The 24012-nt window shown below is 51.3% G+C and carries 20 protein-coding genes; 12 read left to right on the top strand and 8 right to left on the bottom strand.

What is annotated here, in order from left to right:
• Positions 1-26: 26 nt before the first annotated feature.
• The 3 genes from yeiR to yeiP form a co-directional block, all read right to left on the bottom strand.
• Positions 27-1013 carry a zinc-binding GTPase YeiR gene (gene yeiR / locus ACJHYW_RS03660; RefSeq protein ID WP_000198804.1) on the bottom strand — a complete coding sequence of 329 codons (987 nt, stop codon included), beginning with the start codon at positions 1011-1013 and terminating at the stop codon, positions 27-29.
• A 117-nt stretch (positions 1014-1130) separates the two neighbouring features.
• On the bottom strand, positions 1131-2597 hold the full coding sequence (locus ACJHYW_RS03655; RefSeq protein WP_001361616.1) for a mannitol dehydrogenase family protein: 1467 nt from the start codon (positions 2595-2597) through the stop codon (positions 1131-1133).
• A 222-nt stretch (positions 2598-2819) separates the two neighbouring features.
• Positions 2820-3392: an elongation factor P-like protein YeiP gene (gene yeiP / locus ACJHYW_RS03650; protein WP_001136827.1), complete on the bottom strand. Its 573-nt coding sequence runs from the start codon at positions 3390-3392 to the stop codon at positions 2820-2822.
• A gap of 154 nt (positions 3393-3546) precedes the next feature.
• On the opposite strand from yeiP, the gene ACJHYW_RS03645 reads away from it, so the two are divergent.
• Positions 3547-3801: a YkgJ family cysteine cluster protein gene (locus ACJHYW_RS03645; RefSeq protein ID WP_000389030.1), complete on the top strand. Its 255-nt coding sequence runs from the start codon at positions 3547-3549 to the stop codon at positions 3799-3801.
• Here ACJHYW_RS03645 and setB read toward each other — a convergent pair.
• Positions 3798-4979 carry a sugar efflux transporter SetB gene (gene setB, locus ACJHYW_RS03640; RefSeq protein WP_000551990.1) on the bottom strand — a complete coding sequence of 394 codons (1182 nt, stop codon included), beginning with the start codon at positions 4977-4979 and terminating at the stop codon, positions 3798-3800. The two genes, ACJHYW_RS03645 and setB, sit on opposite strands and share 4 nt — an antisense overlap.
• 367 nt (positions 4980-5346) lie before the next feature.
• Here setB and fruB point away from each other — a divergent pair, with 367 nt between their 5' ends.
• The 6 genes from fruB (at position 5347) to ACJHYW_RS03610 (ending at position 12758) form a co-directional block, all read left to right on the top strand.
• Entirely contained in the window at positions 5347-6477 is a 1131-nt protein-coding gene (gene fruB / locus ACJHYW_RS03635) for a fused PTS fructose transporter subunit IIA/HPr protein (RefSeq protein WP_000487239.1), read from the top strand.
• Complete coding sequence (fruK, locus tag ACJHYW_RS03630; RefSeq protein ID WP_000091263.1) at positions 6477-7415, top strand: 1-phosphofructokinase; 939 nt, start codon at positions 6477-6479, stop codon at positions 7413-7415. Before fruB ends, fruK begins: the two co-directional genes overlap by 1 nt.
• Before the next feature lie 16 nt (positions 7416-7431).
• Positions 7432-9123, top strand: coding sequence for a PTS fructose transporter subunit IIBC (gene fruA, locus ACJHYW_RS03625; protein WP_000854438.1), 1692 nt, complete (start codon positions 7432-7434; stop codon positions 9121-9123).
• A 423-nt stretch (positions 9124-9546) separates the two neighbouring features.
• Complete coding sequence (locus ACJHYW_RS03620; RefSeq protein ID WP_001208138.1) at positions 9547-10488, top strand: pseudouridine kinase; 942 nt, start codon at positions 9547-9549, stop codon at positions 10486-10488.
• Positions 10476-11414 (top strand): pseudouridine-5'-phosphate glycosidase, encoded by a 939-nt coding sequence (gene psuG, locus ACJHYW_RS03615; protein ID WP_001292462.1) that lies wholly within the window; start codon positions 10476-10478, stop codon positions 11412-11414. The genes ACJHYW_RS03620 and psuG overlap by 13 nt, the downstream gene beginning before the upstream one ends.
• A 93-nt stretch (positions 11415-11507) precedes the next feature.
• A complete protein-coding gene (locus ACJHYW_RS03610; RefSeq protein ID WP_000353878.1) occupies positions 11508-12758 on the top strand; it encodes a NupC/NupG family nucleoside CNT transporter in 1251 nt (416 codons plus the stop codon).
• 68 nt (positions 12759-12826) lie between these two features.
• Here the strand turns inward: ACJHYW_RS03610 and ACJHYW_RS03605 are convergent, their stop codons facing one another.
• Complete coding sequence (locus ACJHYW_RS03605) at positions 12827-13525, bottom strand: transcriptional regulator YeiL (RefSeq protein ID WP_000658600.1); 699 nt, start codon at positions 13523-13525, stop codon at positions 12827-12829.
• Between the two features lie 129 nt (positions 13526-13654).
• Between ACJHYW_RS03605 and rihB the strand changes: the two genes are divergently transcribed.
• Positions 13655-14596: a ribosylpyrimidine nucleosidase gene (gene rihB / locus ACJHYW_RS03600; protein WP_000415455.1), complete on the top strand. Its 942-nt coding sequence runs from the start codon at positions 13655-13657 to the stop codon at positions 14594-14596.
• A 99-nt stretch (positions 14597-14695) separates the two neighbouring features.
• Positions 14696-15946, top strand: a complete 1251-nt coding sequence (locus ACJHYW_RS03595) for a NupC/NupG family nucleoside CNT transporter (RefSeq protein ID WP_000382942.1) — start codon at positions 14696-14698, stop codon at positions 15944-15946.
• Positions 15947-16001: 55 nt separating this feature from the next.
• On the opposite strand, the gene ACJHYW_RS03590 is transcribed toward ACJHYW_RS03595, so the two are convergent.
• From ACJHYW_RS03590 to ACJHYW_RS03580, 3 genes are all read right to left on the bottom strand, one after another.
• On the bottom strand, positions 16002-17090 hold the full coding sequence (locus ACJHYW_RS03590) for a sugar kinase (RefSeq protein ID WP_001064991.1): 1089 nt from the start codon (positions 17088-17090) through the stop codon (positions 16002-16004).
• A gap of 2 nt (positions 17091-17092) precedes the next feature.
• Entirely contained in the window at positions 17093-17950 is an 858-nt protein-coding gene (gene nfo, locus ACJHYW_RS03585) for a deoxyribonuclease IV (RefSeq protein ID WP_000873880.1), read from the bottom strand.
• A gap of 73 nt (positions 17951-18023) precedes the next feature.
• Positions 18024-19073: a YeiH family protein gene (locus ACJHYW_RS03580; RefSeq protein ID WP_000182053.1), complete on the bottom strand. Its 1050-nt coding sequence runs from the start codon at positions 19071-19073 to the stop codon at positions 18024-18026.
• Between the two features lie 98 nt (positions 19074-19171).
• On the opposite strand from ACJHYW_RS03580, the gene yieE reads away from it, so the two are divergent.
• From yieE to cirA, 3 genes are all read left to right on the top strand, one after another.
• The gene (yieE, locus tag ACJHYW_RS03575) at positions 19172-20053 is read left to right on the top strand and encodes a DNA-binding transcriptional regulator YeiE (RefSeq protein WP_000548294.1); all 882 of its coding nucleotides are present in this window, start codon (positions 19172-19174) and stop codon (positions 20051-20053) included.
• 204 nt (positions 20054-20257) lie between these two features.
• A complete protein-coding gene (gene lysP, locus ACJHYW_RS03570; RefSeq protein ID WP_000534384.1) occupies positions 20258-21727 on the top strand; it encodes a lysine-specific permease in 1470 nt (489 codons plus the stop codon).
• Positions 21728-22019: 292 nt separating this feature from the next.
• The gene (cirA, locus tag ACJHYW_RS03565) at positions 22020-24011 is read left to right on the top strand and encodes a catecholate siderophore receptor CirA (protein WP_000489280.1); all 1992 of its coding nucleotides are present in this window, start codon (positions 22020-22022) and stop codon (positions 24009-24011) included.
• The last annotated feature ends 1 nt before the right edge of the window (position 24012 follow it).

Below are 24012 nucleotides of genomic sequence, written 5' to 3'. Positions count from 1 at the left end.
TATCTTACTGAAAAACGCAGGCAACCTTACGCGGTAGTCGCTAAACGAAGCTTCAACAGCGCGCTCTGCAAAGCATTCCAGTCAGCTTCGCTGCTGGAAATCAGCTCAATACGACTGTCCGGTGGCGCAACGTTTTGCGTTTCAATGTGCAGGTCATCGCCCTGACGGTTGATTCGCACCAGCCCTTCGGGAATACGCATCACGCCTTTGACGCGTTCTACCGGTGCAAGTCGCGCCCATTCCAGAATGCCAATGGTGTCGAATACCGTATCAGCGTCGAATATCCAGCCGCAGGCCTGATATCCTTGCCCGCTGTTCAGACTGCGACGCCAGCGTTGATGCTCTGGCAGGCTTAACGCTGCTAACCCTTTTTTCACGACATGCTGATGAGAATGCGCGGCGCTGGCGGGCAACTCGGCTAAATTGCTACGCGGCAAATCCAGAAGATGACCGTCAACTTTCCCATGCGCGCTGTGAATTAATTGCCGATCGCCACCATTTTGCTGCCACCAGCGCTGTAGCGCTTGCTCACTTTCGGGCGTCGCACGGTCGGATTTATTGGCGACAATAATGTCTGCGGCAGCCAGCTGGTCACGGAAGTTTTCATTGCTGGCGCTTTTTTCGTCCAGCAGCAGGCGTGGATCGAGAATGCACAACGTGGCGCGCAGATCTATCCACGGTTCATACACGGGCGCGGTTAAGAGATCGAGGATCTGTTTCGGATGGCCCAGCCCGGTCGGCTCTATCAACAAGCGGTCTGGTTTTCCCTGACGCAGTAAGGTATTCAACCCTACCTGCATGGGTAAACCATTAACGCAGCACATACAGCCGCCGGGGATCTCTTTCAACAATGCGCCGCTATCGGCGAGCAAAGCACCATCAATTCCGACTTCCCCAAATTCATTAACCAGTACCGCCCATTTTTCGTTGGGATCTTTATGGGCTAACAGATGAAGAATCGACGTAGTTTTCCCGCTGCCGAGAAAACCGGTGATGAGGTTGGTTCTGGTCACAACGGCTCCGCAATACTCTTAAAAGTTAACTGAGCGTTAATCCTGGCTAAAAAAGGCAGAAAAGAGAAGGGGAGAGCGGACGAAGGCGAGCTTCATCCGCTTTAACCGCAGAAATCGTTAAATTTTGAGGGTGTTTAATAGCGCCTGATGCGCGCCGAATTGTGCGATTTGTTGCCAGGCTTGTTCGATTGCCTGCACAAAATGCGGGTTATCTGGCAGATCATCACCGAAAACTTCACGCAGAGAAAGCAGGGCGGTTACGCGTTGTTCACTGCTACTGCCCGCAACAAGTTCGCAAATTTTATCGCTAAGCGGATCGCGAACATCAATGGCATTTCCGGCATCATCAACGCCGCTGACGTAACGCATCCAGCCTGCAACGCCTAATGCCAGCAACGACCAGTCCGTTTCGCGCGCCAGATGTATGCGAATACCTGCCAGCATACGTTGCGGTAATTTCTGGCTGCCATCCATCGCGATTTGCCAGGTCTTATGTTTCAGCGCCGGGTTAGCAAAACGTGCAATTAACTTATCCGCATATTGTGTTAAATCGACATCTTTAATCCGCAGTGTCGGCGCTTGCTCATCCAGCATTAATGTTCTGGCGGCATGGCGAAATGCGCGATCCTGCATGCAATCACTGATATGGGCGAATCCTGAGAGGTAACCCAGATAAGCGAGAAAAGAGTGGCTGCCATTAAGCATACGCAGTTTCATCTCTTCCCATGGCAGGACATCATTCACCATTTGTACACCTGCGACTTCCCAGGCAGGACGCCCAGCGACGAAGTTATCTTCCACCACCCACTGGATAAACGGTTCGCAGCTAATCGCACAGGGATCATTCACCCCCAGATGCTGGCTGATTTCCGCCAGTGATTCGTCGGTTGCTGCCGGAACAATACGGTCGACCATGGTTCCCGGAAAACTGACGTGTTCTTTTATCCACCCGGCGAGTTCTGGTGAACGTTTTTCCGCCATCCCCAGCACCGCGTTTTTCACCACATGGCCATTGTCGGGAATATTGTCGCAGGAGAGTACGGTAAACGGTGCAAGGCCGCGTTCACGGCGTCGTTTCAGTGCTTCGACGAGAATACCCGGCGCGGAGTGAGGTTCTTCAGGATTTTGAAGATCGTGAATAATCCGCGGATTGCTGGTGTCGAGTGCACCGGTGGCCGGGTCAATACAATAGCCTTTTTCGGTAATCGTCAGGGAAACAATTGCCACCTGTGGCTCGCAAAATTTCTCAATAATTGCCGCTAAGGAATCCAGTTTTGCATTCAGGCAGTCGTGAACGGCACCGACAATTATCGCCTGATTGCCGTCCGCACCTTTCTCCAGCACGGTATATAAATGGTTCTGTGCGCGGAGCTGGCTCATCAGTTGATCGCCGCTGAACAAGCTGATCTCACAGATCCCCCAGTCGCCGCCCTGGGCATTCAGCACACGATCGGTCAGTAACGCCTGATGAGCGCGGTGAAAGGCTCCAAAGCCAAAATGAACGATACGTGATTGCAACTGCTGGCGATCGTAGCGTGGAGCGTGTACATGATGCGGGAGCGTAACGGAGGCGATTGTATTCATAGGAGTCACGTCTTAGTAACGATTAATTAACAATGACAGTGTAAAGTTATATGACAGCAATTGAAATTGGTCTGGATTGTTAATGCGATGAAGTGTGAGGGCGATCAATCAACGAGTGAAAATTGAGGGCGTAAGGTGTTCAGGAAGCGCAAAATAGAAGATTGGTATAATAAATTAAAAAAGGGACAGCCCGAGCTATCCCTTTTCTGCATGCGGCTGAAGTTAGTCAGCTCGACCCATATAACGGCGTTCTTCGATATGGATACGAATTTTTTCGCCCGGGCTTAAGTATTCTGGTACCTGAATCACCAGACCAGTGCTCAATGTCGCCGGTTTGTTACGGGCGCTGGCAGATGCCCCTTTGATGCCAGGTGCGGTTTCAACGATTTCCAGATCAACGGTCTGCGGCAGCTCAAGCGCCAGCAGTTGACCGTCCCAGGTCAGCACCTGCATGTCCGGCATGCCGCCCTCAGGCATAAACAGCAACTCTTCTTCAATCTGATCTTTGGTGAAGGTATACGGGGTATAGTCTTCTTTATCCATAAAGACATATTCGTTGCCATCGACATAGGAGAAGTCAACGTAACGGCGGGTCAGCGTCACGGTGTCAACGATATCATCACCTTTGAAACGCTCTTCTACTTTCAGCCCGGTACGGACATCAGAAAAACGCATTTTGTACAGCGTAGCGGCACCGCGGGCAGTGGGCGACTGAATATCAATATCCTTAACCAGCAGCAGTTTGCCGTTGTAATTCAGTACCATACCTTTTTTAATTTCGTTCGCTCTTGGCATCGAAAAATTCCTGTAGTCGAAAATGTCAAAAATATCGCGACAAAGTACTCGCGACGGGCCTTTCGGGCAAGTGGTATTCGCACTTTTGCTGGTGCAAAAAAGGTGGTACTGTGCGCGCTCATCAATCCGGTGGTTAACCTTAAGAGAACAACGTATGGAATGCCGTCCGGGTTGCGGGGCGTGTTGCACTGCCCCTTCAATTTCCAGCCCTATTCCCGGTATGCCAGATGGCAAGCCCGCCAATACGCCCTGCATTCAGCTTGATGAACAGCAACGCTGTAAAATTTTCACCTCGCCACTGCGGCCGAAAGTCTGTGCAGGCTTACAAGCCAGCGCTGAAATGTGCGGTAACTCGCGTCAGCAGGCAATGACCTGGCTTATCGATCTGGAAATGCTGACCGCGCCTTAAACATCTTTAATCCGCAGTAAGCAAAACAGAGTGGCGATAATCATCACCATCGCAAACCAGAACACAGCGTGATAATTCCAGATCTCGGCGACGATGCCCGCCACAGATCCTGCGATGATCCAGCCCACGCGCGACGTGTTGGTATAGAGCGTGGTGGCTGAACCTGCCTGACCGGGCATCAAATCCTGAAAATAAAGCATCCCGATGCCGCCCAGAATGCCAATAAAAATAGCATTTAGCAGCTGCAAGCCCAACAGAATGGCAGGTGAATGCGCCATCAGCATTCCTGCGTAAAAACAGACGCCACCCACGGCAGCAACGCGCATTAAGAAACGCTTACCCAGACGTTTGGCAAAATATCCGGCAATCAACATGGTCGGGATTTCCAGCCCGGCGGCGGTCCCCATCATCACGCCTGCCAGTTTCTCGGGAAGATGCAGTTCGTTGATAATAAATAGCGGCATGTTGATGATGTACAGGCTGTTCGAGCCCCACATCAATGTACAAATGACAAACAGCAGCAGCGTATCGCGACGGTTACGGCGCGGCGCTTCAACCGTGCCGGTCGCCAGCGGAAGCTCTTTTTGCATCGACGGCAAAAACAGCCACACCATCACGCCGCAAACAATAAACGCTACCGCTGCGCTCAGATACATTACCGTAAAGCTGAAACCCATCGCTAAGGCATAAGCCAGCGGTGGGCCAATGACCCATGCCAGTGAAACCTGAGCGCGTAAAAAAGAGCTGAACATCACCGCCTCACGTCCGGTTTTGTCAGCATGTTCACGGGCAAGGGCAAACATTTGCGGGTTAGCGGTCGAGCCAAAGCTGCTAAGAAAGACGCCAACGAATAGCAAAACAAAGTAGTTGCGATTCCAGGCAAAAAGGGTGCAGGCCAGCACGCCTAACAGGCAGCAAAAGACAATCAGCGATTTGCGATCGCCGCGCTTATCAGAGCGCCCGGCGAGAAACTGACTGACCATAATCCCAATGACAGCGCTGCCGGTAAAGAAGAATCCCACCATCGCCGGACGGGCATGTACTTCATCGGTAAGGAAAATACTGAGTGTCGGGGTTTGCAGAGCGCCCGCAATACCGGTGAGAAAGGCAACGATTAAAAACGCCGTCGAGGTCAGGTCAAACGATTTCGCGCTGGAGACTGCGGGGGAGTTATGCATGCTGGTCGATCACTGGAAGAGGAAGACGCGGAGTTTACGCTGCTTGTTAGAAAATAAACAGACAGCGAAATCAAAAGCGCCACGAATAATCAAAATGCCATTTCACTGTTGCTGATTGGCTGCTGACGCTGCTGAAATGAAATTGCTGATAACGGATTTTCCCATCAGCAATTAGGAAAAATGACAAAAAATTGTGCAGCACATCAAACTTTTGCTCATTACTTTACGGCTTTCCTTGCGTGCTGAAACAGAAGTATTATGCTTTCTTGAAACGTTTCAGCGCGATCTTGTCTTTAACCCTAAGCCAGGTTGGCGCTTTTTTTCTCATAGAAGCTGAATCGTTTCAATTCAGCAAGAGAGGAGAACTATGTTCCAGTTATCCGTACAGGACATCCATCCGGGCGAAAAGGCCGGAGACAAAGAAGAGGCGATTCGCCAGGTCGCTGCGGCGCTGGTGCAGGCCGGTAATGTAGCTGAAGGCTACGTCAATGGCATGCTGGCGCGCGAACAGCAAACCTCTACGTTCCTCGGCAATGGTATTGCTATTCCACACGGCACTACCGACACCCGCGATCAGGTGCTGAAAACCGGCGTTCAGGTATTTCAGTTCCCGGAAGGCGTCACCTGGGGTGACGGCCAGGTAGCGTACGTGGCGATCGGTATTGCTGCCAGCTCGGATGAACATCTGGGTCTGTTACGCCAGCTGACCCACGTACTAAGCGATGATTCCGTTGCTGAACAGCTGAAGTCAGCAACGACAGCAGAAGAACTTCGCGCATTGCTGATGGGCGAAAAGCAGAGTGAGCAGCTGAAGCTCGATAACGAAATGCTGACGCTGGATATTGTCGCCAGCGATCTGCTGACGCTTCAGGCGATTAACGCTGCGCGTCTGAAAGAAGCAGGGGCAGTTGACGCCACCTTCGTCACTAAAGCCATCAATGAACAACCGCTGAACCTCGGACAGGGCATCTGGCTGAGCGATAGCGCTGAAGGCAATTTGCGTAGCGCGATTGCGGTAAGCCGTGCGGCAAATGCTTTTGATGTGGACGGCGAAACGGCAGCCATGCTGGTGAGTGTGGCGATGAATGACGATCAGCCCATCGCGGTTCTTAAGCGTCTCGCTGATTTGTTGCTCGATAATAAAGCTGACCGCTTGCTGAAAGCGGATGCTGCAACGTTGCTGGCGCTGCTGACCAGCGATGATGCGCCGACCGACGACGTGTTAAGCGCGGAGTTTGTGGTGCGCAATGAACACGGCCTGCATGCTCGTCCAGGTACCATGCTGGTCAATACCATTAAACAATTTAACAGTGATATTACCGTGACAAACCTTGATGGCACCGGCAAACCGGCAAACGGACGTAGTCTGATGAAAGTTGTGGCACTTGGCGTTAAGAAAGGTCATCGCCTACGCTTTACCGCCCAGGGTGCAGATGCTGAACAGGCGCTGAAAGCCATTGGCGACGCTATCGCTGCTGGTCTTGGGGAGGGCGCATAATGAGCAGACGTGTTGCTACGATCACCCTTAATCCGGCTTATGACCTTGTTGGTTTCTGCCCGGAAATTGAACGCGGCGAAGTGAACCTGGTGAAAACCACCGGTCTGCATGCGGCGGGTAAAGGCATCAACGTGGCCAAAGTATTAAAAGACCTGGGAATTGATGTCACCGTTGGCGGCTTCCTGGGTAAAGACAATCAGGATGGTTTTCAGCAACTGTTCAGCGAGCTGGGCATTGCCAACCGTTTCCAGGTTGTACAGGGGCGCACCCGAATTAACGTTAAGCTGACGGAAAAAGACGGCGAAGTGACCGACTTCAACTTCTCGGGTTTTGAAGTCACCCCCGCCGACTGGGAACGCTTTGTGACTGATTCTCTGAGCTGGCTCGGTCAGTTCGATATGGTCTGTGTCAGCGGAAGCTTACCGTCAGGCGTCAGCCCGGAAGCGTTCACCGACTGGATGACTCGCCTGCGTAGTCAGTGTCCTTGCATTATCTTTGATAGTAGCCGTGAAGCGTTAGTAGCAGGTTTGAAAGCGGCACCGTGGCTGGTGAAACCTAACCGCCGCGAGCTGGAAATCTGGGCGGGCCGTAAACTGCCTGAAATGAAAGATGTGATTGAAGCTGCGCATGCGCTGCGTGAACAGGGTATCGCGCATGTCGTTATTTCACTGGGTGCCGAAGGCGCGCTTTGGGTTAATGCCTCCGGCGAATGGATCGCCAAACCACCGTCAGTCGATGTCGTAAGCACCGTTGGCGCAGGGGATTCTATGGTTGGTGGCCTGATTTATGGCTTGCTGATGCGTGAATCCAGTGAACACACACTGCGTCTGGCGACAGCTGTTGCAGCCCTGGCGGTAAGTCAAAGCAATGTGGGTATTACCGATCGTCCGCAGTTGGCCGCAATGATGGCGCGCGTCGACTTACAACCTTTTAACTGACAGCAGGAGAGGCATAATGAAAACGCTGCTGATTATTGACGCTAATCTCGGTCAGGCACGCGCCTATATGGCGAAGACCCTGCTGGGCGCGGCGGCGCGAAAAGCAAAACTGGAAATCATCGACAATCCGAACGACGCTGAAATGGCGATTGTTCTCGGTGATTCCATCCCGAACGACAGCGCGCTGAACGGTAAAAATGTCTGGCTGGGCGATATTTCCCGGGCAGTTGCGCACCCTGAGCTGTTCCTGAGTGAAGCCAAAGGCCATGCGAAACCTTACACTGCGCCGGTCGCTGCGACAGCACCGGTTGCCGCCAGCGGTCCGAAACGCGTAGTTGCGGTGACTGCTTGCCCGACTGGCGTAGCACACACCTTTATGGCGGCTGAAGCCATTGAAACCGAAGCGAAAAAACGTGGCTGGTGGGTGAAAGTTGAAACCCGTGGTTCGGTTGGCGCGGGTAATGCAATCACCCCTGAAGAAGTCGCCGCAGCGGATCTGGTGATTGTGGCGGCAGATATTGAAGTGGATCTGGCGAAATTTGCTGGTAAACCGATGTATCGCACCTCTACCGGTCTGGCGCTGAAGAAAACTGCGCAGGAACTGGATAAAGCGGTTGCTGAAGCAACGCTGTATGAACCAGCGGGCAAAGCTCAAACAGCGACCACTGAAGGCAAGAAAGAGAGTGCAGGCGCTTACCGTCACTTGCTGACGGGCGTCTCTTACATGCTGCCGATGGTCGTTGCAGGTGGTCTGTGTATCGCGCTTTCTTTTGCTTTTGGTATCGAAGCGTTTAAAGAGCCGGGTACGTTGGCTGCGGCGCTGATGCAGATTGGTGGTGGTTCAGCCTTTGCGTTGATGGTGCCGGTACTGGCAGGTTATATTGCCTTTTCCATTGCCGATCGTCCGGGTCTCACGCCGGGTCTGATTGGCGGTATGCTGGCGGTCAGCACCGGTTCTGGCTTCATTGGCGGTATTATTGCGGGCTTCCTGGCTGGTTACATTGCGAAGTTAATCAGTACGCAATTGAAACTGCCGCAGAGTATGGAGGCGCTGAAACCGATCCTGATCATTCCGCTAATTTCCAGTCTGGTGGTCGGTCTGGCGATGATTTACCTGATCGGTAAACCGGTTGCTGGCATTCTCGAAGGGTTGACTCACTGGCTGCAGACCATGGGGACTGCGAATGCGGTTCTGCTGGGGGCGATCCTCGGTGGCATGATGTGTACTGACATGGGCGGTCCGGTAAACAAAGCAGCGTACGCGTTCGGTGTGGGTCTGCTGAGTACTCAAACCTATGGCCCGATGGCGGCGATTATGGCGGCAGGTATGGTGCCACCGCTGGCAATGGGTCTGGCAACAATGGTGGCGCGTCGCAAATTCGACAAAGCGCAGCAGGAAGGGGGCAAAGCCGCTCTGGTATTGGGACTGTGCTTCATTTCGGAAGGTGCAATTCCGTTTGCTGCTCGTGATCCGATGCGTGTGCTGCCGTGCTGTATCGTGGGTGGGGCGCTGACTGGCGCAATCTCAATGGCGATTGGTGCGAAACTGATGGCACCGCACGGTGGTCTGTTTGTTCTGCTGATCCCTGGCGCGATTACGCCGGTATTGGGTTACCTGGTAGCCATTATTGCCGGTACGCTGGTGGCGGGTTTGGCCTATGCCTTCCTGAAACGTCCGGAAGTGGACGCAGTAGCGAAAGCAGCGTAATAAAAGGTGTGTTCCAGGGCAGAAATTTCCTGCCCTGTAACATTGGATGAGCGCAAAGGGAATGACCGGTTTGTGAATGTAATTTTATGAATTTAAATGGTTTTATCTTTTAGTAGAAACCTGAAACTTTCATCAAACACTAAGGTTATTTCCTCAAGGGCAGATTAATTTCTGCCCTTTTTTAGTGTTCCTGTTCTGTGCATCCCGTCACAAACTCCCCGTTTTTGTAATTCAGGCATTTAATCGCATTTTGTGAGCCTGCTCAAATCTGCCCATTTTGCCTCTCTGGCGGCAATTTACTTTACGTAAAACATGCATACTATGAGCACATGTTTAAATATGAACACATGTTTAAACCGTCTTTGCAGTATCTATATTCTTGTGGATTGACAGGGTTGGTAATTTTTTACCAGAGGACGTGCTATGCGCGAAAAGGATTATGTCGTAATTATAGGCTCGGCGAATATTGATGTCGCCGGATATTCACATGAATCATTAAATTATGCGGATTCAAATCCAGGTAAAATAAAATTTACGCCTGGTGGGGTAGGGCGCAATATTGCACAAAACCTGGCGTTGCTGGGGAATAAAGCCTGGCTACTGAGCGCAGTAGGCAGTGATTTTTATGGTCAATCGTTGCTAACGCAAACCAATCAATCTGGTGTTTATGTCGATAAATGCCTGATTGTGCCGGGAGAAAATACGTCGAGCTATTTATCATTACTCGATAATACCGGTGAAATGCTGGTTGCTATAAATGACATGAATATTAGCAACGCTATTACAGCTGAATATCTCGCACAGCACCGTGAATTTATTCAAAGGGCAAAGGTCATTGTCGCGGACTGTAATATCAGTGAAGAGGCACTGGCATGGATTCTGGATAATGCCGCCAACGTACCCGTATTTGTCGATCCTGTTTCCGCGTGGAAATGTGTCAAAGTGCGCGACCGTCTAAATCAAATCCACACTCTCAAGCCAAACCGCCTTGAAGCGGAAACCCTGAGTGGGATTGCGCTGTCAGGGCGTGAAGATGTGGCAAAAGTTGCTGCCTGGTTCCATCAACATGGCCTGAACCGACTGGTATTGAGCATGGGCGGCGATGGCGTTTATTACAGCGATATCAGCGGTGAAAGTGGCTGGTCTGCGCCGATCAAAACCAATGTTATTAATGTTACCGGAGCGGGCGATGCCATGATGGCGGGACTTGCTTCGTGTTGGGTAGACGGAATGCCGTTTGCCGAATCTGTTCGTTTCGCACAGGGATGTTCGTCAATGGCGCTCTCCTGTGAATACACCAATAACCCCGATTTATCGATTGCCAACGTTATATCGTTAGTGGAGAACGCAGAATGTCTGAATTAAAAATTTCCCCTGAATTATTACAAATTTCCCCGGAAGTGCAGGACGCTTTAAAAAACAAAAAACCGGTTGTGGCGCTGGAATCGACCATTATTTCTCACGGGATGCCGTTCCCACAAAATGCCCAGACCGCAATTGAAGTTGAAGAAACTATTCGTAAACAGGGCGCTGTACCTGCCACTATCGCCATTATTGGCGGCGTGATGAAAGTGGGTTTAAGCAAAGAAGAAATTGAATTGCTGGGTCGCGAAGGGCATAACGTGACCAAAGTTAGTCGTCGCGATTTACCTTTTGTCGTTGCCGCCGGAAAAAATGGCGCAACCACTGTGGCTTCAACGATGATTATTGCGGCGCTTGCCGGAATTAAAGTATTTGCCACCGGGGGAATTGGTGGTGTGCATCGCGGGGCGGAACATACCTTCGATATTTCTGCCGATTTGCAAGAACTGGCAAATACTAATGTCACCGTTGTTTGTGCCGGTGCAAAATCTATTCTCGATTTAGGATTAACAACAGAATATTTAGAAACCTTCGGTGTGCCGTTAATTGGCTATCAGACAAAAGCGCTGCCTGCGTTTTTCTGCCGTACCAGCCCATTTGAAGTTAGTATTCGCCTTGATAGTGCCACGGAAATCGCTCGTGCAATGGCGGTGAAATGGCAAAGCGGTCTGAACGGTGGCCTGGTGGTGGCAAATCCGATCCCGGAACAGTTTGCGATGCCGGAGGAATCTATCAATGCAGCCATAGATCAAGCCGTCGCCGAAGCCGAAGAGCAGGGCGTTATTGGTAAAGAAAGCACACCGTTCCTGCTGGCTCGTGTTGCTGAACTGACTGGCGGTGACAGCCTGAAATCCAACATCCAACTGGTGTTCAACAACGCCATTCTGGCGAGCGAAATTGCCAAAGAATACCAGCGTCTCGCGGGTTAATTTCTGACGGGCAGAAAGCCGTCGCCCGTACTGATCATACATACCAAAACCTGGCGCTGGCGCCGGGTTTACTGGCATGAAGGGAAAATCATTATGGATATAATGAGAAGTGTTGTGGGGATGGTGGTGTTACTGGCAATAGCATTTTTGTTGTCAGTGAATAAAAAGAGCATCAGTTTGCGCACGGTTGGAGCTGCATTGCTGCTACAAATCGCCATTGGCGGAATCATGCTCTATTTTCCACCAGGAAAATGGGCGGTAGAGCAGGCGGCATTAGGCGTACATAAAGTGATGTCTTACAGTGACGCCGGCAGTGCCTTTATTTTTGGTTCATTGGTCGGGCCGAAAATGGATGTCCTGTTTGATGGCGCAGGCTTTATCTTCGCCTTTCGCGTACTCCCGGCGATTATCTTCGTCACTGCGCTCATCAGTCTGCTGTACTACATTGGCGTGATGGGGCTGCTGATTCGTATTCTTGGCAGTATTTTTCAGAAAGCCCTCAACATCAGCAAAATCGAATCTTTTGTTGCGGTTACCACTATTTTCCTCGGGCAAAATGAGATCCCGGCGATCGTTAAACCGTTTATCGATCGCATGAATCGCAACGAGTTGTTTACCGCAATTTGTAGCGGGATGGCGTCCATTGCTGGTTCGATGATGATTGGTTATGCCGGAATGGGCGTACCAATTGACTACCTGTTAGCGGCATCGCTGATGGCGATCCCTGGTGGTATTTTGTTTGCACGTATTCTTAGCCCGGCAACCGAGCCTTCGCAGGTCACATTTGAAAATTTATCGTTCAGCGAAACGCCGCCAAAAAGCTTTATCGAAGCGGCGGCGAGCGGTGCGATGACCGGGCTGAAAATCGCCGCTGGTGTGGCGACGGTGGTAATGGCATTTGTGGCAATTATTGCGCTGATCAACGGCATTATCGGCGGAATTGGCGGCTGGTTTGGCTTCGCCAATGCCTCTCTGGAAAGTATTTTTGGCTATGTGCTGGCACCGCTGGCGTGGATCATGGGTGTGGACTGGAGTGATGCCAACCTTGCGGGTAGCCTGATTGGGCAGAAACTGGCAATTAACGAATTCGTCGCTTACCTGAGTTTCTCCCCATACCTGCAAACGGGCGGCACGCTGGAAGTGAAAACCATTGCGATTATCTCCTTTGCGCTTTGTGGTTTTGCTAACTTTGGTTCTATCGGTGTTGTCGTTGGGGCATTTTCGGCTATTTCGCCAAAACGCGCACCGGAAATCGCCCAGCTTGGTTTACGGGCGCTGGCAGCTGCCACGCTTTCCAACCTGATGAGCGCGACCATTGCCGGGTTCTTTATTGGTTTAGCTTGAGTTTCATTGCCGGATGTACGCGCTTATTAAGTGTTGCATCCGGCAATCGCGCTATTGCAGATTAATTTTTACTGCATCATCCCGGAGAATTTATTCTCCGGGTCCATCTCCAGCGCCAGTCCTGACAACTGCTTTCTGTTTTTAATTAAATACCCTTTCTTACTTTTAATTAATAAACCGTCGTGAATGAGTTGAGCGATCACATATAGCAAGTGACGATAAGTAACACCTAAATACTCTGCCGCCTGGGTATGTTTTTCGTGATAAAGATCACCTTCCTGCGAGAGTAATATAAATGCTGCCAGGCGATTCACTAACGGAAATGATTGATTCTGAGTTAAAGAAACAATATTGCGATAATTTTTATGGCTTAAAGTAACGCAGAGTTTTCGTAAAAATAGCGTGTCGTTTAATAACAGCGGACGGTAATGTTTCATGGGGAGTGCAAGGCACCAACACTCTTCAATCGCCTGCACCGCACGTGGTTCATGGTCTTTATCGATTAACTCAATCTCACCAATAAAACAGGGGGCGGCAAAGAAATCGATCAGCGACACGCGACCATTTGCAAGCGTGGCGTAAAGCCTGGCGCGGCCTCGCGTCAGGTAAAACAGCCAGGACGGCTGCTGCCCTTCCTGCACTATGTAGTCACGCGCTAAAAAATGAAACAGCCGCGTATCGGCTGAAACATCCGTTGAAAAGCAATCCTTAAACGCGGATTCACTCATCAATTGCTGCTTAAGATCATTATTGTGGATTTCTTTCACGATATTTATCCGCTATGAGATTTCTCATATTTAGCATACGTACGCTGTTGTTAAGATTCAATCATCGGCCCGGTCGAATTTTCTTTGCTGTAGAAAAAATAACGCAACTGGAAACAGAGGAAATAAACAATGGAAAAGAGAAAAATTATTCTGGATTGTGATCCGGGTCATGATGATGCTATTGCAATGATGATGGCAGCGAAACATCCGGCGATTGATTTATTAGGTATCACCATTGTAGCGGGTAATCAGACGCTTGATAAAACATTAATTAATGGCCTGAATGTTTGCCAGAAACTGGAGATTAATGTTCCGGTTTATGCGGGGATGCCACAACCCATTATGCGGCAACAAATCGTTGCCGATAATATTCACGGTGAAACCGGACTGGATGGCCCGGTATTCGAGCCGCTGACCCGCCAGGCAGAAAGCACTCATGCGGTGAAATATATCATCGATACCCTGATGGCAAGCGATGGCGATATCACTCTGGTGCCGGTTGGTCCGCTTTCAAATATCGCGGTGGCAATGCGGATGCAGCCCGCGATCCTGCCAAAAATCCGTGAAATTGTACTGATGGGCGGCGCTTATGGTACTGGCAACTTCACGCCATCTGCCGAGTTCAACATCTTTGCGGACCCGGAAGCGGCGCGAGTGGTGTTCACCTCCGGCGTTCCATTAGTGATGATGGGCCTCGATCTCACCAACCAGACCGTTTGCACCCCGGACGTGATTGCTCGGATGGAAAGGGCAGGCGGCCCCGCCGGAGAGCTGTTCAGCGACATCATGAACTTCACTCTGAAAACGCAGTTCGAAAACTACGGTCTGGCTGGCGGCCCGGTACATGACGCCACCTGTATCGGTTATCTGATTAACCCCGATGGCATTAAAACCCAGGAGATGTACGTCGAAGTGGATGTTAACAGTGGCCCTTGCTATGGGCGTACCGTCTGCGACGAGCTGGGCGTTCTTGGCAAGCCCGCCAATACCAAAGTCGGCATCACTATTGATACTGACTGGTTCTGGGGATTAGTCGAAGAGTGCGTGCGCGGCTACATCAAAACCCATTAAGTGTTGATAACAAGCCGGGTCTGTATCGCAAGATGCAGGCCCGGCGATTTCTGATGGGCAGAAAGCCGTCGCCCAAAATGACATGAAGAGATAATAACTATGGATGTCATGAGAAGTGTTCTGGGAATGGTGGTACTGCTGGCAATTGCGTTTTTGCTGTCAGTAAACAAGAAGAAGATCAGCCTGCGTACCGTTGGCGCGGCGTTAGTGTTACAGGTCGTGATTGGCGGCATTATGCTTTGGTTACCGCCAGGGCGTTGGGTCGCAGAAAAAGTCGCTTTTGGCGTGCATAAAGTGATGGCGTACAGCGATGCAGGTAGCGCATTTATCTTCGGTTCTCTGGTCGGACCGAAAATGGACACCTTATTTGATGGTGCAGGATTTATCTTTGGTTTCAGAGTATTACCGGCAATTATCTTCGTCACCGCGCTGGTGAGTATTCTCTACTACATCGGTGTGATGGGGATCTTAATTCGCATTCTCGGCGGTATCTTCCAGAAAGCATTAAATATCAGCAAGATCGAGTCATTCGTCGCGGTCACTACCATTTTCCTCGGGCAAAACGAAATTCCGGCAATCGTCAAACCCTTTATCGATCGGCTGAATCGCAATGAATTATTTACAGCGATTTGTAGTGGCATGGCCTCAATTGCCGGTTCGACAATGATTGGTTACGCCGCACTGGGCGTGCCTGTGGAATATCTGCTGGCGGCATCGTTAATGGCGATCCCTGGCGGGATCTTATTTGCTCGCCTGTTAAGTCCGGCCACGGAATCTTCGCAGGTTTCCTTTAATAACCTCTCTTTCACCGAAACACCGCCAAAAAGCATTATTGAAGCCGCTGCGACAGGGGCAATGACCGGGCTGAAAATCGCTGCGGGTGTGGCGACAGTGGTGATGGCATTTGTTGCAATAATTGCGTTGATTAACGGTATTATCGGCGGCGTTGGCGGCTGGTTTGGTTTTGAACATGCCTCGCTGGAGTCCATTTTAGGTTACCTGCTGGCCCCACTGGCGTGGGTAATGGGTGTTGACTGGAGTGATGCGAATCTTGCCGGGAGTTTGATTGGACAGAAACTGGCAATAAATGAATTTGTCGCTTACCTCAATTTCTCACCTTATCTGCAAACAGCTGGCACTCTGGATGCTAAAACCGTGGCGATTATTTCCTTCGCGTTGTGCGGTTTCGCTAACTTTGGTTCTATCGGGGTGGTGGTGGGGGCGTTTTCTGCGGTTGCGCCACACCGTGCGCCGGAAATCGCCCAGCTTGGTTTACGCGCGCTGGCGGCGGCGACACTTTCTAACCTGATGAGTGCCACCATTGCAGGATTCTTTATTGGCTTAGCGTAGTGCGCGAGTTATGAGCCGGATAAGACGCGGTCAAGCGTCGAATCCGGCAACATTGTTACACCATTGGCACTAATGAAAGCGCGTTATCGGCAGACAGGGTAGGGTTGTTTAAGCTGCCGCTGGCGCGTGAAATTGCCGCGCAGGCCATCGCAAAACGGGCACTATCACGGAAACTGCTTCCTTCCAGAAAGCTATACACCAGGCCCGCCATAAAACCATCGTCAGCACCAAAACTGTCTACCGTCGTATGCGCTGGCGCAGTCAGCAAAAATTGTTCGCCATCCTTTTGGCTGCAATAAACAGACTCATCGGGCAAATAAACAAACAGTTGCTGAACGCCTTGCTGATGCAACGCATTCACTGCGGCATTACGATCAGCATCGCGGGTTATCGGCTGGCCCCATAAAATTTCCAGCTCCGGCAAAGTGGGTTTCAGAGTGTGAATATGCGCCAGCCAGTGTTTGATTTTGCCCGCTTTGAATTCTGAAACGGTATCGACAAACACCGGGATTTCATCAGCGAGGGTAAAGACCCACTCCAGCGCCTCGGCTGTCAGGTTGCAATCAGCCAGTACCACGCCCGCATGACGAAGTAAATCGCGCGACCCGTTCAGTAGTTGCGGTGTCAACTGATCCAGCAGATGGGTATCGTTAATCGCCAGCACGGTTTGATCGTCTCGATTGGCAATTGCCAGATACGTCGATGTGCTTTGGCCGTGTAAACGAACGCAGCCGGAGACATTCACGCCGGCGCGGCGCGTCTCTTCCAGGAGCATTTCGCCATAAAAGTCATCGCCAATCACCGAGAGTAAATGGACGTCGCGGCCTAACAGCGCCAGATTGTGGGCGATGTTGCGTCCAACGCCGCCTGCCGAGCAATGAATGGTACCGGGATGAGAAGCCGCTTGCGGGTAACGGATATCCGCCATCCCGCGAATATCCATATTGATTGTCCCCACCACTACGCAGTATTCCTGCTCGGTGAGAATGTAACCTTTGCCTTTAATCCGTCCTTTGCGCATTAAATCCATAATATGCGCTGCAACACGCGAACGGCTGATTTGCAGCATATCCGCAATTTCGTTCTGCTGAATCAGCGGGTTACGCCTTAATATTGCAAGGATCTCCTTCTCCCGGTTATTCATCTTCAGGCTACCGCTTTTTCAGTTTGTTGCGCTTTCAGCCAGGCGATCTCTTCTGCCCAGATATCCGGGTTGATGGTTTCAAGGATCAGCGGAATTCCGTCGAAACGGTCGTCCTGCATGATCCAGCGGAACGCATCATGACCGATATTGCCTTCACCGAGGCTATGATGGCGGTCAACGCGGCTGCCAAAGGTGCTTTTCGCATCGTTAAGGTGCATCCCGCGCAGATACTTAAAGCCAACAATACGGGCAAAATCAGCGAACGTTTTCTCGCATTCGGCAGGAGTACGCAAATCATACCCGGCAGCGAAAGCATGGCAGGTATCAATGCAGACGCCGACGCGGGATTTATCTTCCACGCCGTCGATAATCGCCGCGAGATGTTCGAATTTAAACCCTAAGTTACTGCCCTGACCGGCGGTGTTTTCAATCACCGCGGTGACACCTTGAGTTTTATCCAGCGCAATGTTGATGGATTCGGCAATACGCGCAAGGCAATCCTCTTCTGAAATCTGCATCAGATGGCTGCCAGGGTGGAAGTTGAGCAAAGAAAGCCCCAGCTGTTCGCAACGCTGCATTTCATCTATAAAGGCATCGCGCGATTTTTCCAGAGCTTCAGCAACAGGATGTCCGAGGTTAATCAGATAACTGTCGTGGGGAAGAATTTGCGCCGATGTGTAGTGATATTTTTCACAGGCGGCTTTGAATTCATCGATGGTTTGCGTCGTGAGCGGTGCGGCACGCCACTGACGTTGGTTTTTGGTGAACAAGGCAAACGCGGTTGCGTCGATTTCGGCGGCGCGAATTGCGGCATTTGCCAGACCGCCAGCAGCACTAACGTGCGCTCCAATGTATTTCATGCGAGGACTCCTGTTAAACCCGCTGGAGGAAAACGGTAATGATAGCGGGTTAACAGGAGCAAGATGTAGTGGTTTATGCGATGACGCTTTGAATCACATAGTTAATCGCACCACCACCAACAATCAGCCAGGCAAACAGTACCAGAGCCATCAGCAGAGGTTTCGCCCCGGCTTTTTTCAGCGCGCTGACGTGAGTGGTCAGACCCAGCGCCGCCATCGCCATTGCCAGCAGGAAGGTATCCAGCGTTACCAGCATATTCACTACGCTCTGCGGTAACAGGTGGAACGAGTTAAAGATGGCAACTACGATGAACAAGATGGCAAACCACGGAATAGTGATTTTGCTTTTCTCGCCGCTGTTCGCCCCAGACAGCTGTTTAACACGCGCCGCCAGCAGGATGAGGAACGGAGCCAGCATCATCACGCGCAGCATTTTGGAAATAACTGCTGCGTTTTCTGCATCCGGGCTGATGGCATGACCTGCCGCCACCACCTGCGCCACTTCGTGCACAGTAGAACCAATGTAGATACCGAAAGTTTCCGGACTAAACCATTGAGACATCAGCGGATATATCGCCGGGTAGAGGAAAATCGCGACGGTCCCGAAGATAACAACGGTTGCAACAGCCACGGTTACTTTACTGGCTTCTGCTTTCACTACCGGCTCAGTCGCCAGTACCGCGGCAGCACCACAGATACTGCTACCGGCACCGATCAACCAGCTGGTGTGCTTATCCAGACCAAACACTTTCTGCCCCAGGAAGCAAGCCAGCAGGAAGGTACTGGACAGCGTCAACACGTCAATGATGATCCCACTGATACCGACATCGGCAATTTGCGAGAACGTCAGACGGAAGCCATAAAGAATGATACCCAGACGTAATAAATATTGCTTGGCAAACAGCACGCCACCGTCACAGCTTTTCCAGATGTGCGGATAGATGGTGTTGCCTAAAACCATCCCCAACAAAATTGCGAGGGTGAGGGCACTAAACCCGGCACCCGCAACCGCGGGAATGGAACCACCCCACAGGGCGACCCCGGTGATAACTGCACTCAGGGCTAACCCCGGAATAAAATGCCACAGTGTACGATGTTGTTTCTGTAAGGTGATATTCGTCATAACCCTCTCCTTTAACCGGGCATAAGGTTACGACTAACTGGTTTAAAAATAAAATTGATTATATATTTATAATTAATCTTTATAAGTGGTAAGCGACTATGCACATCACCCTCCGGCAGTTGGAAGTTTTTGCAGAAGTATTGAAAAGTGGATCAACCACCCAGGCGTCGGTGATGCTGGCGTTGTCGCAATCAGCAGTGAGCGCAGCCTTGACCGACCTGGAAGGGCAGCTTGGCGTTCAACTGTTTGATCGCGTGGGGAAAAGACTGGTTGTTAATGAACACGGGCGGCTGCTCTATCCGCGTGCGTTGGCACTGCTTGAACAGGCGGTTGAAATCGAACAGCTGTTTCGCGAAGACAACGGCGCGATTCGTATCTATGCCAGTAGTACCATCGGTAACTACATTCTGCCTGCAGTTATCGCCCGTTATCGCCATGATTATCCGCAGTTGCCGATTGAACTTAGCGTTGGGAATAGCCAGGACGTGATGCAAGCGGTGCTGGATTTCCGCGTTGATATTGGCTTTATTGAAGGACCGTGCCACAGCACTGAAATCATCTCTGAACCGTGGCTGGAAGACGAGCTGGTGGTTTTCGCCGCGCCGACTTCGCCGTTGGCTCGTGGTCCGGTCACCTTAGAACAGCTGGCCGCTGCGCCGTGGATCCTGCGTGAACGCGGCTCCGGCACGCGGGAGATTGTCGATTATCTGTTGCTGTCACATTTACCGAAGTTTGAGATGGCGATGGAATTAGGTAACTCCGAGGCAATCAAACATGCGGTGCGTCATGGGTTGGGTATTAGTTGCCTGTCGCGACGGGTGATTGAAGATCAATTGCAGGCAGGCACATTAAGTGAAGTTGCGGTCCCTCTTCCGCGCCTGATGCGTACGTTGTGGCGTATACATCATCGGCAAAAACACCTTTCCAACGCGCTACGGCGCTTCCTGGACTATTGCGATCCCGCGAATGTACCGCGTTAAGGTGCTGTACAAGAACATGCTGGTGCTGTGTCGATTTCGTGACGCAGCGCCCTCAGCATGCATTCGCCAGAAAAGAGATTGGCTGCTTTACTTATAATCCCTGGGCGATCATGAAGGTGTCTTATAACCGTGTATTTCTGCCGGAAGGATTGCCAATCGTCTGCTACAATCGCGCCTCATTTTTAAGATGGATAGCATTTTTGTATGGGTTCCGAAACTAAAACTACAGAAGCGCCGGGCTTACGCCGTGAATTAAAGGCGCGTCACCTGACGATGATTGCCATTGGCGGTTCCATCGGTACAGGTCTTTTTGTTGCCTCTGGCGCAACGATTTCTCAGGCAGGTCCGGGCGGGGCATTGCTCTCGTATATGCTGATTGGCCTGATGGTTTACTTCCTGATGACCAGTCTCGGTGAACTGGCTGCATATATGCCGGTTTCCGGTTCGTTTGCCACTTACGGTCAGAACTATGTTGAAGAAGGCTTTGGCTTCGCGCTGGGCTGGAACTACTGGTACAACTGGGCGGTGACTATCGCCGTTGACTTGGTTGCAGCTCAGCTGGTCATGAGCTGGTGGTTCCCGGATACACCGGGCTGGATCTGGAGTGCGCTGTTCCTCGGCGTTATCTTCCTGCTGAACTACATCTCAGTTCGTGGCTTTGGTGAAGCGGAATACTGGTTCTCACTGATCAAAGTCACGACAGTTATTGTCTTTATCATCGTTGGCGTGCTGATGATTATCGGTATCTTCAAAGGCGCGCAGCCTGCGGGCTGGAGCAACTGGACAATCGGCGAAGCGCCGTTTGCTGGTGGTTTTGCGGCGATGATCGGCGTAGCTATGATTGTCGGCTTCTCTTTCCAGGGAACCGAACTGATCGGTATTGCTGCAGGCGAGTCCGAAGATCCGGCGAAAAACATTCCACGCGCGGTACGTCAGGTGTTCTGGCGAATCCTGTTGTTCTATGTGTTCGCGATCCTGATTATCAGCCTGATTATTCCGTACACCGATCCGAGCCTGCTGCGTAACGATGTTAAAGACATCAGCGTTAGTCCGTTCACCCTGGTGTTCCAGCACGCGGGTCTGCTCTCTGCGGCGGCGGTGATGAACGCAGTTATTCTGACGGCGGTGCTGTCAGCGGGTAACTCCGGTATGTATGCGTCTACTCGTATGCTGTACACCCTGGCGTGTGACGGTAAAGCGCCGCGCATTTTCGCTAAACTGTCGCGTGGTGGCGTGCCGCGTAATGCGCTGTATGCGACGACGGTGATTGCCGGTCTGTGCTTCCTGACCTCCATGTTTGGCAACCAGACGGTATACCTGTGGCTGCTGAACACCTCCGGGATGACGGGTTTTATCGCCTGGCTGGGGATTGCCATTAGCCACTATCGCTTCCGTCGCGGTTACGTATTGCAGGGACACGACATTAACGATCTGCCGTACCGTTCAGGTTTCTTCCCACTGGGGCCGATCTTCGCATTCATTCTGTGTCTGATTATCACTTTGGGCCAGAACTACGAAGCGTTCCTGAAAGATACCATTGACTGGGGCGGCGTAGCGGCAACGTATATTGGTATCCCACTGTTCCTGATTATTTGGTTCGGCTACAAGCTGATTAAAGGAACTCACTTCGTACGCTACAGCGAAATGAAGTTCCCGCAGAACGATAAGAAATAAGTTTCCTCCCTTCCTTGCTAAGCCCTCTCAACCGAGAGGGCTTTTTCAATTCCATTTCCCTGACAAATCATGCGGATATAAAATTTAACATTTGCATTGATAATTGTTATCGTTTGCATTATCGTTACGCCGCAATCAAAAAAGGCTGACAAATCAGAGGCTGTTCCGGCTTTCTGGGATGATCACCTGCATACAAATAAGTCCACCGCGATGCTGCCGTACGCAAGGGGACATGAAGAAGATGTGAGCGATAACCCATTTTATTTTCGTAGTTACCTCATGGAGATATGGAATGTTTAGGTTGAACCCTTTCGTACGGGTCGGGCTGTGTTTGTCCGCTATTTCTTGTGCATGGCCTGTGTTAGCGGTCGATGATGATGGCGAAACGATGGTTGTCACTGCATCTTCCGTTGAGCAAAACCTTAAAGATGCACCCGCCAGTATCAGCGTCATTACCCAGGAAGACCTGCAGCGAAAACCGGTACAGAATCTGAAGGATGTCCTCAAAGAAGTGCCTGGCGTACAACTGACGAACGAAGGGGATAACCGTAAGGGCGTAAGTATTCGTGGTCTGGACAGCAGCTACACCCTGATTCTTGTCGACGGTAAACGCGTTAACTCCCGCAATGCCGTCTTCCGCCACAATGATTTCGATCTGAACTGGATCCCGGTCGATTCCATCGAACGTATTGAAGTGGTCCGTGGCCCGATGTCGTCGCTGTACGGTTCCGATGCGCTCGGCGGTGTAGTGAATATCATCACCAAAAAAATCGGTCAGAAATGGTCGGGCACCGTTACCGTCGATACCACCGTTCAGGAACATCGCGATCGCGGTGATACCTATAACGGTCAGTTCTTTACCAGCGGACCATTAATTGACGGCGTGCTGGGAATGAAAGCTTACGGCAGCCTGGCAAAACGTGAAAAGGATGACCCGCAAAACTCAACGACCACCGATACCGGAGAAACGCCGCGTATTGAAGGATTCTCCAGCCGCGACGGCAATGTCGAATTTGCCTGGACACCGAATCAAAATCACGATTTTACTGCCGGATACGGTTTCGACCGTCAGGATCGTGATTCCGACTCGCTGGACAAAAACCGCCTGGAACGCCAGAACTACTCCGTCAGCCATAATGGGCGTTGGGATTACGGCACCAGCGAACTGAAATACTACGGTGAGAAAGTCGAGAACAAAAACCCTGGCAACAGCAGCCCGATAACTTCCGAAAGCAATACGGTCGACGGAAAATACACGTTGCCGCTGACGGCGATTAATCAGTTTCTCACGGTTGGCGGTGAATGGCGTCACGACAAACTTAGCGATGCGGTGAACCTGACCGGGGGAACCAGCTCCAAAACATCTGCCAGCCAGTACGCGCTGTTTGTGGAAGATGAATGGCGGATCTTCGAGCCGCTGGCGCTGACGACCGGCGTACGTATGGACGATCATGAAACCTACGGTGAACACTGGAGTCCGCGTGCCTACCTGGTTTATAACGCCACCGACACCGTAACGGTGAAAGGGGGCTGGGCGACGGCATTTAAAGCGCCTTCTCTGTTGCAACTTAGCCCTGACTGGACGAGCAATTCCTGCCGTGGCGCATGTAAGATTGTGGGTAGCCCGGATCTGAAACCAGAAACCAGCGAAAGTTGGGAGCTGGGGCTTTACTACATGGGTGAAGAAGGCTGGCTGGAAGGGGTGGAGTCCAGCGTTACCGTTTTCCGTAACGATGTGAAAGATCGCATCAGCATCAGCCGTACGTCTGACGTCAATGCTGCACCGGGCTACCAAAACTTTGTCGGTTTTGAGACGGGCGCTAACGGACGGCGCATACCGGTATTCAGCTACTACAACGTTAACAAAGCACGTATTCAGGGCGTGGAAACCGAGCTGAAAATTCCGTTCAACGATGAATGGAAACTGTCACTCAACTACACCTACAACGATGGTCGTGATGTCAGCAACGGCGAAAACAAACCGCTATCCGATCTGCCGTTCCATACTGCTAACGGTACGCTGGACTGGAAACCGCTGGCGCTGGAAGACTGGTCATTCTATGTTTCTGGTCACTATACCGGGCAGAAACGCGCCGACAGCGCGACGGCTAAAACACCGGGCGGTTATACCATCTGGAATACCGGTGCGGCCTGGCAGGTAACTAAAGACGTCAAACTGCGCGCAGGCGTGCTGAACCTTGGCGACAAGGATCTCAGTCGTGACGACTACAGCTATAACGAAGACGGACGTCGTTACTTTATGGCAGTGGATTATCGCTTCTGAT

The organism is Escherichia sp. WS3063 (assembly GCF_046486595.1).
GTDB lineage: Bacteria > Pseudomonadota > Gammaproteobacteria > Enterobacterales > Enterobacteriaceae > Escherichia > Escherichia coli.
This window is presented reverse-complemented; position numbering and strand designations above follow the sequence as displayed.